Consider the following 13989-nt stretch of genomic DNA (forward strand, 5'->3'; position numbering starts at 1 on the left):
CGCCGATTTCTCTTTTCCCGCAACAGACGGTTATGGAAGCACCGTTGATGGGAAAAAAGCAGACAGAAAGAAATTGAAGCAGGAAGAGTCGCAGTTGTTGCAGAAGGTAGTTTTGTCAGAAAAAACAGACGTCTATCCGCAGAAAGTGTGGACACGCGAATTTTGAACCGGGTCCCTGTAACGCGGCAAATGAAAAGGGAGTGTAACGATGAGAGAAGTAGTCATTGTCGCCGGCGTGCGCAGTGCAGTCGGCGCATTCGGCAAAAGCTTGCGAGACGTGCCGGCAACAGAGCTGGGGCGGCAGGTGCTGTTGGGCTTGATGGAAAAGGCCGCTTTTCCGAAGCAGGAAGTGGGAGAAGTGATTTTTGGAAACGGTTACGTGCACGGAGGGGGGCTGAATGCAGCACGCATCAGTTCGCAGTTGGCCGGATTTCCCCGCCACGTATACGGACATATCATCATCAAGGCGTGCGGCTCAGGATTGAAAGCGATCAGCAGCGGTGCTTTGGCGATTATGGCCGGGCAGGAGGACGTGGTGATCGCAGGCGGCGTGGAGAGCATGAGCAATGTGCCGTACCTGGTGAAAAATCGCTGGGGCAGCAAATTCGGCAACCTGACGATGGAAGATGCGCTCTTGTCTGACGGCTTGATCTGTTCGTTGGAAGGCGAGCATATGGGCAATACGGCTGAGCGGCTCGCCGTGCAGTACGGCATCTCCCGCGAGGAACAGGATCGCTTCGCCTACGAGAGCCACAAAAAGGCGGCCGCCGCCATTGCCGCAGGCAAGTTCGCCGGCGAGATCGTGCCGATTACCATTCAGGAGCGCAAAGGAACGCGTGTCTTTGACCAGGACGAGTCTGTGCGGCACGACATTAACCTTGAAGACCTGGCGAAGCTGAAAAGCGTCTTCCAACAGGACGGGACAATCACGGCAGGCAACGCCTGTCCGATGAATGACGGCGCAGCAGCTGTCCTGATGATGTCCCGCGAAAAAGCAGAGGAAGCGGGACTGACCCCGTTGGTCAAAATCAAGGCGTTTGCCAGCGCGGGAGTCGAGCCGGGAATCATGGGGATTGGCCCCGTACCTGCCACACAAAAAGCGTTGCAGAAGGCCGGGCTTACGCTCGACGACATCGGGCTGATCGAGCTGAACGAAGCGTTTGCCGCACAAGCCTTGGCTGTCATAAAAGGACTGGAGCTGGACCCGGCCAAGGTGAATGTCAACGGCGGCGCAATCGCGCTTGGACATCCGGTAGGGGCCACAGGTGCGAAGCTGACCGTCACCCTGATGAATGAAATGATACGCAGCCGTGTCAAATACGGCATGGTGACGCTCTGCATGGCAGGCGGAATGGGTCTGTCCGTCATTTATGAAAACATGACGCTGTCCTCGTAAGATTTTGAAAAAAAGGAAAAACCCAGTCGAAGGGCCACTCCGAACTCGTGGAAGCAAAAAAGCCGGAGCCTCCTGTAAGCAGGAAGGCTGCCGGCTTTCGTGATTTTTCATCTAAAAAAGCCGGAGCCGCCTTTGACAAGGCAGGCTTACCGGCTTTTTATGTTTTTACATTTCCTCTGGCGCAGCCAGTCCGAGCAGACGCAGGCCTTCTTTCAGCACGGCTACCACTGCTGCCACGAGCTGGAGGCGGGACGCTTTCACGTCTTCTTCTTCGGCGAGAATGCGGACGTTGGCGTAGAACTTGTTGAACGACTGCGCGAGGTCGATGACGTACTTGCCGATTTGCGACGGGTCGAAGTTGTCGCTGGCCCGTTCGATGACCTCAGGGAGGGCGTTCAGCAAGGTAATGACCGCCCATGCTTCCTTGCTGTCCAAAGCGCCTGGTACGAGGCTCGCTGCCGTTTGCGGCTGGTAGCCTCCTTTGCGCAGAAGCGAGCAGGCGCGGGCGTGTGTGTACTGCACGTATGGTCCGGTTTCGCCCTCGAAGGTGAGCATTTCTTCCCAGGAGAAGTTGATGTCGTTCAGGCGGTAGTTTTTCAGGTCGTGGAAAATGACAGCGCCGACCCCAACCTGGCGGGCAACTTCTTCCTTGTTCGCGAGCGTCGGGTTCTTTTCCTCGATCACTTTTTGCACGTCGGCAATCGCCTGTGCCAATACTTCCTCCAGCAAAACGACTTTTCCTTTGCGGGTGGACATTTTCTTGCCGTCCTTGAGCATCATGCCGAACGGAATGTGGTGCATGTCAGCGGACCAAGGATAGCCCATTTTTTCCAGAACTTTATACAGCTGCTGGAAGTGCAGACGCTGCTCGTTTCCGACGACGTAGAGCGCTTTGGCGAAGTCGTACGTCTCGTGGCGGTACAGGGCGGCAGCCAGATCGCGCGTCGCGTACAGCGTCGCACCGTCCGATTTTTTAATCAGGCACGGCGGCATGTTGTACTCGTCGAGGTTGACGACCAGCGCGCCGTCCGATTCGGTCAGCAGTCCTTTTTCTTCCAACAGGGTGACGACGCGATCCATCTTGTCGTTGTAGAAAGCTTCGCCGTGCGTGGAGTCGAAGGAGACGTTCATCAGCTCGTAAATTTTCATGAACTCCTTGAGCGATTCGTCACGGAACCATTTCCACAGATGCTGTGCTTCTGCATCGCCGTCCTCCAGCTTTTTGAACCATTCGCGGCCTTGTTCTTCCAGCGTCGGGTCTTTTTCCGCCTCTTCGTGGAAGCGCACGTACAGGTTGAGCAGTTCTTTGATCGGCTCGGCTTTTACTTTTTCCTCGTCTCCCCACAAGCGGTAGGCGACGATCAGTTTGCCGAACTGCGTGCCCCAGTCGCCCAGATGGTTGATGCGCACAGGCTGGTAGCCGCGTTTTTCCATGATGTTCGCAATCGCGTTGCCGATTACGGTAGAGCGCAGATGGCCCATGGAAAACGGCTTGGCGATGTTCGGCGAGGACAGGTCAATCGGCACTTTGCGGCCTTGTCCAACCTGGCTGCTGCCGTAGGCGCTGCCTTGCTCAAGGATCGTTCCGATTACTTGTGCCGCCACCTTTTCCTGGTCGAGAAACAGGTTGACGTAAGGGCCGACTGCTTGCACAGAGCGCAGTGGTGTTCCCGCGATTTTTTCGGCAAGCTCTGTGGCGATCATCGGCGGCGCTTTGCGGAGCGCTTTCGCCAGTTGGAAGCAAGGGAAGGCGATGTCTCCCATTGCAGGGTTTGGCGGCGTTTCCAGCATGCCGTAAACCGTTTCTGCAGTGAAGGTGTCCACACCGAGTGAGGTGAGGGCAGCGGCGATTTTTTCCGCTACTTGGTGCTTGTAGCTCATTGTGATTCTCCTTTCAAAATGGAAAAAAGCATAAGGGACGCAAAAGAAAATAAAAAAACCTCCACGTCTCCTGGATCAAAGAGACGAGAGGTTGTGCTCCCGCGGTGCCACTCTTGTTGTTTTTGCCTGCATGCGTTCATATGTTCGTCAGGCAAAAACCGCTTTGTGCTGCTGTAACGGGCAGACCCGGCAAACCCTACGCGATCCAGGCACCAATTGCTTCGCCGGATGTTCAGGCCGCATCTCCGAGGGGCGCTTCCTCACATGGTTTGGCATCGGGCTTCCACCGTCCCCGACTCGCTAAAGCCTCATTCCAGGAGTACTTTCCTCATCAACGATTTGCTTGTTTCTCTAGCATTATAGCCGTTTTAGGTGGCAGGATGCAACTTACTCTTCGGCTTTTTTCAAAATCTTGTCGAGCTCGGCGAAATATTGTCTCGTCAGCTCTTCCTTTTCTTCCGCACTCAAGTTTTCGGCGTTCATCCACTGCTGCTTGTAAAGCTCCAGTCGTTCCACCATCGCCAGTTCGGCAGCCGCTTCCTTCTCCAGATTGTAGTTTTCCGATGGATCAAACGGGATGAGCCGATTGTCGTTGCCGCTGCGCAGATAGGGAGAGCGCCAGTTTTCCGGAAAGCGGTACGGCTGCTCGCCGAACATCAGCGCCAGGACGTCATCGGAGTCAAGCGGCAGGAAATGATCGTAGTCGTCCCTGCGGCCCCCTTCTGACAGGTTGATGTGTGACAAAAAGTAGCGCAAGTAATGTTCCCCTGTCTCCGTATGCTTAACGATGGAGTAGGTTTCAAAATCGGAGCTTTCCAGCTCTTTTACCGTCTCTATACAGGACAGAAATTCGTCCTTTTCACGCGCGAACAGAGCGTCCATTGTCAATCGTTCCTTTCATCGGTGTGGGTAAGCCTCATGATAGCAAAAGCGTTTCGCGCTGACAATGAACGCTGGAAGAACACATGAAAAAGAGGCCATCCCTGCATGCCGCAAGCAAGGCAGGGGATAGCCTCTTTCTGTCCTCTCATTCGCATGATTAGCAGTCGTCACACGAGCACCCGACAATGACCAGCAGGATAAACAGTACGAGCACCAGTGCGAAACTGTCTCCAAAAATGCCATTTCCGCAGTAAGATGTACTCACGTTTGTTCCCCCTCCTTTCCGTTATGTTACAGTCTATACACGAACGCACAGAATGGCGTGGGCGAATGCCCGGTAGGAGTAAAAATGGGCGCGTAAAGAGTGGGAAGTGCAAAAAGAATAGACAAATTCTCAATTGACGAAGAGTTTTTGCGGTGTTAAGATACTTTCAAACCTCAAACCTGAGTGGCAAAAATGAATAGCATGGTACAACTCTTATCAAGAGAGGCGGAGGGACTGGCCTGATGAAGCCTCGGCAACCGGTTAAAATCCGGTGCCAATTCCAGCAAAGCTACGGCTTTGAAAGATGAGAGGATGGTTCAGGCGCAAGTGTATTCGCGGACAAATCCTCTTCTTTCAAGGAAGAGGATTTTTTGATGCAAAAAAACGGCTGAAAATAAACCGATGCAAGGGAGAAAAGGAGCACGTCAATGAAACCCACATTTCGTGAACAGCTTTCCCGAAAAATTCTGATTCTGGACGGTGCGATGGGCACCATGCTGCAGCAGGCGAACCTGACCGCTGATGATTTTGGCGGCGAAGCCTACGACGGCTGCAACGAACTGCTGAATTTGACCAGACCCGATCTGATTCGCTCCATCCATGAAAAATATTTGGAGGCCGGAGCGGACATCGTGGAGACGAACACGTTCGGGGCGACCTCGGTTGTGCTGGCCGAGTACGACGTGGCGGAAAAAGACCTGGAAGTGAATATCGCTGCCGCCCGTTTGGCGAAGGAAGCAGTCGACGCGTACTCCACAGCAGAATGGCCGCGCTACGTGGCGGGGTCGATGGGACCGACGACGAAAACGCTCGCGCTGACAGGCGGCGTCACCTTCGAGGAGCTGGTCGAGGCTTACTACCGCCAGGCAAAAGGGCTGGTTCTCGGCGGAGTGGACGTCCTTTTGCTGGAGACATCGCAGGATACGCTGAACGTCAAGGCTGGCGGCATCGGCATTCGCAAGGCGTTTGATGAGCTTGAGGTCGAGCTGCCGGTGATGCTGTCCGGAACCATCGAGCCGATGGGCACGACTCTGGCGGGGCAAAACATCGAAGCATTCTACGTCTCGCTTGCGCACCTTCAGCCCGTGACAATCGGCCTGAACTGTGCGACGGGGCCGGAATTCATGCGCGACCATCTGCGCACCTTGTCCGGCTTGGCACAATGCGGCGTCAGCTGTTATCCCAACGCGGGGCTGCCGGATGAAAACGGACATTACCATGAGACGCCGCAGGGGCTTGCTGCGAAAATGCGCGCGTTTGCAGAGCAGGGCTGGCTGAACGTGGCGGGCGGCTGCTGCGGAACGACACCCGAACATATCCGGGCCATGGCCGAGGCGCTCAAAGACTGCAAGCCGCGGCAGGCTACCGTGCAGCCTGTCAGTGCCATCTCCGGGATTGATGTGGTTTACGTCGAGGACGACAACCGCCCGCTTCTGGTCGGAGAGCGCACAAACGTCATCGGCTCGAAAAAATTCCGCGACCTGATCGCGGCAGGGCAATACGAAGAAGCCTCCGATATTGCGCGCGCGCAGGTGAAGCGCGGAGCGCAGATCATTGACATCTGTCTGGCAGACCCGGATCGCGACGAATACGCGGACATGGAAAAGTTTTTGCAATTCGTCGTGAAAAAGGTCAAGGCGCCGCTCATGATCGACTCGACAGACGCGAAAGTGATGGAGCTGGGCCTGCGTTATTCCCAGGGAAAAGCGATTCTCAACTCGATCAACCTGGAGGACGGACTGGCGCGTTTTGAGGAAGTGGCCCCGCTGATCCGCAAGTACGGCGCGGCTGTCGTCGTCGGGACGATCGAGGAAGCCGGGATGGCGCTGACCCGCGAGAAAAAGCTGGAAGTCGCGAAGCGCTCGTACGACATTTTGGTCAACCAGTACGGCATCCCGCCGCAGGATATTATTTTTGACCCGCTCGTCTTTCCGGTAGGGACCGGAGATGAACAATATATCGGCTCCGCGCGGGAGACAGTGGAAGGGATTCGCCTTATTAAAGAAGCAATGCCGGAGTGCAAGACGATCCTTGGCATCAGCAACGTTTCCTTCGGCTTGCCGCCAGCGGGACGGGAAGTGCTAAACGCAGTGTTTTTGTACCATACGACGCTCGCCGGGCTTGATTTTGCCATCGTCAATACGGAGAAGCTGGAGCGCTACGCTTCCATTCCCGAGGAGGAGCGAAAGCTGGCGGAAGCGCTGCTGTTTGAAACCAATGACGAGACGCTCGCAGCCTTCACCGAGTTTTACCGCCAGAAGAAAAAAGAAGTGCGCGTGGAAGCTTCCACGCTGACGCTGGAAGAGCGGCTGGCCCGCTATGTGGTGGAAGGCTCGAAGGACGGTCTGGTGGACGATTTGAAGCTGGCTCTGGAAAAGTACACGCCGCTTGAGATCATCAACGGGCCGCTGATGGCCGGGATGGAAGAGGTTGGCCGCCTGTTCAACGGAAACCAGTTGATCGTTGCCGAAGTGCTGCAAAGTGCGGAAGTCATGAAAGCGTCCGTCTCGTTTTTGGAGCCGTTCATGGAAAAAAGCGATTCGGCGTCCAAAGGCAAAGTGTTGCTGGCGACCGTCAAAGGCGACGTGCACGACATCGGGAAAAATCTCGTGGAGATCATTCTGGCCAACAACGGCTACGAAGTCGTGAACCTGGGGATCAAGGTGCCGCCCGAGCAGTTGATTGCTGCCTGCCGGGAAGAGAAGCCGGATGCAATCGGCCTGTCCGGGCTGCTGGTGAAGTCGGCCCAGCAGATGGTCATTACCGCACAGGACTTGCGGGCTGCGGGCATCGACGTGCCACTGATGGTCGGGGGAGCGGCGTTGACCCGCAAGTTTACCTCCAACCGGATCGCCCCGGAATACCGCGGAATTGTCTTGTACGCCAAAGACGCGATGGACGGCCTCGATCTCGTCAACCGTCTGCAAAACCCGCAGGAGCGTGCGCGGCTGATCGCAGAACAGCAGGATTTGGTCGAAGCGGCTGCTGCCGCACAGCCTGTCGTGCAGGAGAAAAAAGCGCCGCTCCCGGCACGCTCTGCCATCAGCAGAACCGTTCCGATCCACCTGCCGCCGGATTGCGACCGCCATGTGCTGCGTCAATATCCGATCAGCCACTTGCAGCCGTACTTGAACTTGCGCATGCTGCTCGGCAAGCATCTGGGCGTGCGCGGCAATGTCGATAAGCTGCTCGAAGCGGGCGACGAAAAAGTGCTGGAGCTGTACGGTATCGTCGAGGAGCTGTTAAAGGAAGCGAAGCAGCACGGTACGATTACCGCGCACGGTATGTACCAGTTTTTCCCGGCACAAGCGGACGGCAACGACATTCTCGTCTACGATCCAGCCGATCACAGCAAGGTGCTGGAACGCTTCTCGTTCCCGCGTCAGCCGGAAGATCCGCATCTGTGTCTGTCCGATTTCTTGCGCCCGGTCGAGAGCAAGGAAATGGATTACGTCGGCTTTTTGACCGTGACGACAGGTGGCGGCATCCGTGAGCGGTCGACGGAACTGAAGGATCGCGGCGACTACTTGCGCTCGCACGTCCTGCAGGCGCTGGCTCTGGAGCTGGCAGAGGCGTTCGCAGAGCGGATTCACCACATGATGCGCGACGCTTGGGGGATTCCGGACCCGGCGGAGATGACCATGCTGGAGCGCTTCGGTGCCCGTTACCAAGGCATTCGCGTGTCGTTCGGCTATCCGGCTTGCCCGAACCTGGAAGATCAGGCACAGCTGTTCCGCCTGCTGCGGCCGGAAGACATCGGCGTTCAACTGACAGAAGGCTTCATGATGGAGCCGGAAGCTTCTGTATCCGCAATGGTGTTTGCCCACCCGGAAGCGCGTTACTTCAACGCGGGTCCGTCGGTGTTTGAAGCATAGAACGTCTAATGAAAATGAGAGAGAAGGGATTGAGTTGACGACGAGCAAGAAAGACCTACGGGAATACTTGCAAGATCATCTGCTGGTCGGAGACGGGGCCATGGCCACCCAGCTTCATGCGCTGGGTGCCCCGGTTGGCGTCAGCTTTGAAGAATTGTGTTTATCGAACCCGCGTGTGGTGCATGAAGTCCATGCGTCGTACTATCAGGCGGGGGCGCGTCTGTTGGAGACAAATACGTTTGCCGCGAACCGCGACGCGCTCAGCCGCTACGGCCTGGAGCACAAGGTGGCGCGGATCAACCGTCTCGCTGTGGCAATCGCCCGCGAAGCGGCACAGGATGATGCGTATGTAGCGGGCAGCATCGGCTCAATTTTGGCTGGACGGGTCAAGAAAAAGGTGCTGGATGAATACCGCGACCAGTACGAGGAACAGGCAATCGCGCTGCTTCATGCAGGCGTAGACGCGCTCATTTTGGAGACGTTCCTCGATCTGGAGGAGCTGCTGCTTGCGATTGAGGTCATTCGCCCGTTGACAGAAGTGCCGATCATCGCCCAGCTTGCGACGCTGGAAGTCGGACGGACGCGCGACGGCTACGCGCTGACGGACGCTTTTCCGCAGTTGAAAAAAGCAGGGGCGGACATAATCGGGTTGAACTGTCGATTGGGCCCGGCTGAAATTTTGCGCTCTTTTGAAAGTACGATTTTCCCGGATGATTCGCTGCTGTCCGCGTTTCCAAACGCAGGGCGGCTGGGCATGACGGACGGGGAGTACGCCTTCAAGTCGTCTCCCGAATATTTTGCCGAAAGCGCCTTGCGCCTGAGGGACCAAGGGGTTCGCCTGATCGGGGGCTGTTGCGGAACGACTCCTGCGCACGTCAAGGCGATGGCGGACGCACTCGCCGCGCAAAAGCCGAAAGCCCGCGTGAATCCGCCCGTTCCCCAGGGAGAGCGCCCGCACATTTCCGTGCAAAGCTTGCGTGAGCGGGAAAAGCCGAGCATTGTGGACCGCGTCAAAACAGGCACGACGATCATCGTTGAATTTGACCCGCCGCGCGATCTCGACGCCGAACAGTTTTTGGAAGGATGCTGCGAGCTGCACAAGGCAGGGGCGGATGCGATCACGCTGGCAGACAATTCGCTCGCGACTGTGCGGATGAGCAACATGGCACTTGGTGCACTGATGAAAAACAGGCACGGCATCGATCCGCTGCTGCACCTCGCCTGCCGCGACCGCAATCTGATCGGACAGCAATCCCACCTGATGGGACTGCACGCGCTCGGCATTGACCAGATTCTCGTCATTACGGGCGATCCGTCGCGCTTCGGCGACTTGCCGGGGGCAAGCTCGGTGTTTGACGTCACCTCGTTTGATCTGATTCGCATGGTGAAGCAGCTGAACGAAGGCATTTCGTTCTCGGGACGTCCGCTGAAGCAAAAGGCCCAGTTCATCGTGGGCGCAGCCTTCAACCCGAACGTCCGCAATCTGGCGGCAGCCGTCGCCCGGCTGGAAAAGAAAGTCGAAGCCGGGGCCGATTACATTATGACGCAGCCCGTGTACGACGTCGAATCGATCCGGCAGGTATACGAGGCGACCAAGCATATCGGGATTCCTGTCTTTATCGGCATCATGCCGTTGACCAGTTCCCGCAACGCCGAGTTTTTGCACAACGAGGTGCCGGGCATCAAGCTGTCGGCGGAAGCGCTGGAGCGGATGAAACGGGTACAGGGAGCAGCGGCCAGACAGGAAGGGATTGCCATGGCAAAAGAGCTGCTCGATGAGGCCATTCGCTATTTCAACGGGATTTACCTGATTACGCCATTCAACTACTACGAAATGACAGTGGAGCTGATCGCCTACGTGCGCCAGCAGAGCGCCCTGGTCAAACTGGCGCAGCCGTAGCGGTTATACGGTCCAAGAAGCCCACTTTACCTCCATATGCCAACAAGCCCTCGCTACAGACAGGCAACAGCCTCTGTCTTTTACGCGAGGGCTTTTAGTTCGTCGAGCATGTATGCCGTCTTCAATGCTTCCCGTGTGCAAAATTGCTGGATGTGCGCCAAATCCATTTGCTCGTATTGCTTCATGCGCAAAAAGCGCTCGAAAATATGTGGAAAGGCGAGATCGACAAACAGCAGATGAAGCTGTTCGGCTGACAGCGGGTTTTCTTGCAAATAGCTTCGAAGCAGGTAGACAAACAACTGCTCGTTCCAGCTTCCGTGCTTGCGCATGGCAAGCGAAAGCACGCGGCTGATGTCTTTGGAAGGAAAGTCGTAGCGGACATCTTCCCAGTCGATGATCGCGATCTGTTTGTTGCGCGTAAGCAAATTGCCGTTGTTGAAGTCGCCGTGGCAGAGGAAGTGGCGTTTGAGCGCCGCTTTTTTCCATTTGGCAAAATAGGCGGACGACTTGAGATGCTCGTGTGCTGTCTGTGCTGCCTGGCGAAAATAGGGCAGGTACTCGACGATGGCGGAGAATTTCGGCTGCTTTTTGTCGCGGTGCCGCAGCTCCCATTTTTCCAGGCTGGTCAGGTCTGCCTTGTATTCCTCCGTCCATTTTTTGGCGCCGTTGTAAAGCTCGCCGTGCCGGGAGGTAAAGCCGAGCGAGCTTTTGTGGAACTGTCCGAGCAAAGCGCCGATCTGCGCCAGCCGCACTGGCGAATTGTAGGCGACTTTCCGCCAGGACAGCCACTGATGCAGGACGAACAGATTGTCCTTCCACATGATGTACCGCTTGCTGCTTTTCGTCCGTTGAATGTTGGGGATGAGAATGCCTTTTTTGCGCAGATACGCTTCTGCGTTCAGGATGAAATGATGGCGCTCTTTTGGCAAATACGATACTTTGCCGATGAACCTGCCGATGGAGGTTTCGAAAAAAACGACGAGCGACTTGGGCGTTTCGCGAAGCTTTTCGTGCCGGATGACAGTCAAGCCGTAACTTTTCTCGATCTTGCGGATGAGGTCGTCCATCCGGGTTGCGCCTCCCTTGTGTATTGAGCGTACCATTATCGTACGCCTGGCGAAGAGCGGAGGTGACACAAATTCGCGTTAGCCGGGCGGCAAAGGCAGCGGGTGCCAGTTTTTTTTTCGCAAAAAAGCGCTAAGCTCGGCGAATTTGGCGATTCTTTCCGCACGCGTGTACGACGCGTTGGCCCCGCTGGTGGACGGGATCACGAACAGGTAGCTGCCGGGCCAATCAGCGGTGCCAAACGCTTTTTCCGGCTGCAAGCCGAGAGAGACAGCCGCTTTTTTCTGGCCGGTGGCATGGCGAAAGGCGGTAATGCCATTGAAGCAGATGACACGCGGGCGATAAGTCCGAACCATCTCGACGAACTGTTCGGCCCCGGTTGTGAAGTCGTCGCGAGTCAGGTCCTGTGACGAGCGGGTCGGGCGGGAGACGAGATCGGTAATGCCGTAATCGTATTCCAGCAGCAGAGCCGTTTCCTCAGGCCGCAGCTGTCGGGGAGTAAGCCCCCCTTCGAACAGACCGCGCCAAAACAGATTCGCCGGGTTCGCGTAGTGGAAGCCTGCCGTTGCCGAGACGCGCCCAGGATTGATGCCGCAAAACAAAACCGCCAGATCGCGGCGGATATAGGTAGGAAGCCGTTTTTGCGTAAAATCGACCAATGCATATTCCCTCCGACTCTGGTTGTTTTCCACATTGTAGCACATGTGAGAACGCTTGCAGAAACACGCAAAAAAAGCTGCCAGATGGCTGGCAGCGTATCGGTAAAAGAAGTTCTGATTCGTCGTGAAAATTACAGTTGAGCGTACGGCAGCAGTTGCTCCGGCTCGTTGATGATGAATTGTTCCATTTCATTGCGGACGTATTTTTTCGTCTCGAACGGAACGACTTCGTATTCTTCCTTGCCCCACAACCAGCGTGACAATGATTGAATCATAAGATTATCCCTCACTTGGTGGAAATGTTTTACATCTCCATCATACTCCTGTTTTCGCGGTTTCTTGCTGGGAAACTGTGACGAAGGCGTGAAGAAATGGTGGCCGGAACGTGAACAAAAAGGAAGCGATTTCAAGTGAGAAAGGAAAAAAGCGCTCCCGGACGGGGAACGCTGTGGGGACAACCTGTTACAGTTTGTAGATGTCGGTATATTTTTTCTCCAGGTAATCCATCAGGTATGTGGCGTTGGTGCCTTCTCCGGTGATCGCTTGCACGAGTTCGCCAGGGCTTTTCATTTTGCCGTACTGATGAATTTTTTCTTTCAGCCAGGCGCGGATTGGCGCGAAATCGCCGTTTGCCACGAACTCCTCGAAGCCGTCGAGCTCCTTTTTCATTGCATGGGCGAACTGGGCAGCGTACACGTTTCCGAGCGAGTAGGTAGGGAAGTAGCCGAAGCTGCCGCCGGACCAGTGCACATCCTGGAGAACGCCCAACGCGTCGGTAGGCGGCTCAATGCCCAGGTATTCCTTCATTTTTTCGTTCCAGATTTGCGGCAGATCGGCCACCTGGATCGTCTGGTTGATGAGCCCTTTTTCGATCTCGTAGCGAATCATGACGTGCAGGTTGTACGTCAGCTCGTCAGCTTCGGTGCGGATGAAGGACGGGGTCACGGAGTTGACGGCGCGGTACAGGTCTTCGGCAGTCACGCCCGCAAACTGCGTCGGGAATGCCTTTTGCAAATCCGCGAAAAAGTGGTTCCAGAACGGCAGGCTGCGTCCGATCATGTTTTCCCAGAAGCGGGACTGCGACTCGTGAATGCCCATCGAGGTGCCGTCACACAGCGGGGTAAACAGCAACTCGGGGTTGATGTTTTGCTCGTACATCGCGTGGCCCGCCTCGTGAATGCAACTGAACAGAGCGGAGTTGAAATCATTTTCATCGTAGCGGGTTGTGATGCGCACATCTCCCGGATTGAAGGTCGTGCAGAACGGATGCGCGCTCTTGTCCATACGGCCCGCCTTGAAGTCGTAGCCGATCTTCTCCAGGATGTAGCGGCTGAACGCTTCCTGCTCGGCAACCGGGAAGTTTTTGTGCAAAAACGACGTGTCCGGCTTGTTCGGGGAATCGGCAATCGCTTTGACCAGCTTGACGGTTTTTTCGCGCAAGGTGGCAAAAATCGGATCGAGCTGATCGACGGTCATGCCAGGCTCGTACAGGTCGAGCAGGGTGTTGTACTTGTGTTTGCCGTCGTGTCCCCAATATTCAATAAACTCAAGCTGGAAGTTGACGATTTTCTCCAGGTACGGCTGGAACATGGAAAAATCGTTGTTCGCCCGCGCTTCTTCCCATACGGTTTCCGCCTGGGAGGTGAGGATGACGTATTCCTGGTATCTGTCAGCCGGAATTTTTTTGTTACGCTCAAATTCTTTTTTGCATTCGAGAACGCTGTGACGGGTGATTTCATCGAGTGCTTCCAGGGCGGACGGTTCGCCCAGTTCGGCGAGAAATGCTTCCATTTCCTTGGACGTCGCCAGCTTGAACTGCTCGCCAGCCAGCACACCGATGATCTCGGAGCGGGCATCCATGCCTTTGCGTGGAGCTTTTGTCGCTTTGTCCCAGTGCAGGACGGCGAGTGCCTGGTTGTAGCTGGTCATTTTTTTCACATAGGCCCGAAAATCGGCCGCGCGTGTTTCGAGATTCGTTGTCATGAAGTCCCTCCTGTGCGTTTGTGCTTAATGATGCCTTAGATTATGTATGTCATGCAGTCAAAAAATTTTTGCTACTTGCTATT

General features: G+C 55.7%; 10 protein-coding genes, 1 riboswitch and 1 other annotated feature. Of the genes, 3 read left to right on the forward strand and 7 right to left on the reverse strand.

Going from position 1 to position 13989, the window contains the following annotated elements; translation table 11 throughout:
• Positions 1-208 precede the first annotated feature (208 nt).
• Positions 209-1396, forward strand: a complete 1188-nt coding sequence (locus AAFJ72_RS08905; protein ID WP_432776806.1) for a thiolase family protein — start codon at positions 209-211, stop codon at positions 1394-1396.
• 165 nt (positions 1397-1561) lie between these two features.
• Here the strand turns inward: AAFJ72_RS08905 and argS are convergent, their stop codons facing one another.
• The 3 genes from argS to AAFJ72_RS08920 all read right to left on the reverse strand — a co-directional run bounded on the left by argS (position 1562) and on the right by AAFJ72_RS08920 (position 4424).
• On the reverse strand, positions 1562-3277 hold the full coding sequence (argS, locus tag AAFJ72_RS08910; protein WP_432776807.1) for an arginine--tRNA ligase: 1716 nt from the start codon (positions 3275-3277) through the stop codon (positions 1562-1564).
• A 76-nt stretch (positions 3278-3353) separates the two neighbouring features.
• Positions 3354-3621, reverse strand: a binding site (T-box leader).
• A 43-nt stretch (positions 3622-3664) separates the two neighbouring features.
• Positions 3665-4159: a hypothetical protein gene (locus AAFJ72_RS08915; RefSeq protein WP_432776808.1), complete on the reverse strand. Its 495-nt coding sequence runs from the start codon at positions 4157-4159 to the stop codon at positions 3665-3667.
• 157 nt (positions 4160-4316) lie between these two features.
• Positions 4317-4424: a YjcZ family sporulation protein gene (locus AAFJ72_RS08920; RefSeq protein ID WP_432776809.1), complete on the reverse strand. Its 108-nt coding sequence runs from the start codon at positions 4422-4424 to the stop codon at positions 4317-4319.
• 210 nt (positions 4425-4634) lie between these two features.
• Positions 4635-4735, forward strand: a riboswitch (SAM riboswitch).
• 117 nt (positions 4736-4852) lie between these two features.
• Between AAFJ72_RS08920 and metH the strand changes: the two genes are divergently transcribed.
• Both metH and AAFJ72_RS08930 read left to right on the forward strand, forming a co-directional pair.
• Complete coding sequence (metH, locus tag AAFJ72_RS08925; RefSeq protein ID WP_432776810.1) at positions 4853-8299, forward strand: methionine synthase; 3447 nt, start codon at positions 4853-4855, stop codon at positions 8297-8299.
• A 34-nt stretch (positions 8300-8333) separates the two neighbouring features.
• The gene (locus AAFJ72_RS08930; protein WP_432776811.1) at positions 8334-10199 is read left to right on the forward strand and encodes a bifunctional homocysteine S-methyltransferase/methylenetetrahydrofolate reductase; all 1866 of its coding nucleotides are present in this window, start codon (positions 8334-8336) and stop codon (positions 10197-10199) included.
• Between the two features lie 80 nt (positions 10200-10279).
• Here AAFJ72_RS08930 and AAFJ72_RS08935 read toward each other — a convergent pair whose 3' ends face one another.
• From AAFJ72_RS08935 to AAFJ72_RS08950, 4 genes are all read right to left on the reverse strand, one after another.
• The gene (locus tag AAFJ72_RS08935; protein ID WP_432776812.1) at positions 10280-11266 is read right to left on the reverse strand and encodes a CotS family spore coat protein; all 987 of its coding nucleotides are present in this window, start codon (positions 11264-11266) and stop codon (positions 10280-10282) included.
• A 78-nt stretch (positions 11267-11344) separates the two neighbouring features.
• Positions 11345-11923, reverse strand: coding sequence for a mismatch-specific DNA-glycosylase (locus tag AAFJ72_RS08940; RefSeq protein WP_432776813.1), 579 nt, complete (start codon positions 11921-11923; stop codon positions 11345-11347).
• Positions 11924-12054: 131 nt separating this feature from the next.
• Positions 12055-12198, reverse strand: a complete 144-nt coding sequence (locus tag AAFJ72_RS08945) for a hypothetical protein (RefSeq protein WP_170163407.1) — start codon at positions 12196-12198, stop codon at positions 12055-12057.
• Positions 12199-12385: 187 nt separating this feature from the next.
• Positions 12386-13906, reverse strand: coding sequence for a carboxypeptidase M32 (locus AAFJ72_RS08950; protein WP_432776814.1), 1521 nt, complete (start codon positions 13904-13906; stop codon positions 12386-12388).
• Positions 13907-13989: the final 83 nt, after the last annotated feature.

The organism is Brevibacillus gelatini, from assembly GCF_050920745.1.
GTDB lineage: Bacteria > Bacillota > Bacilli > Brevibacillales > Brevibacillaceae > Brevibacillus > Brevibacillus gelatini.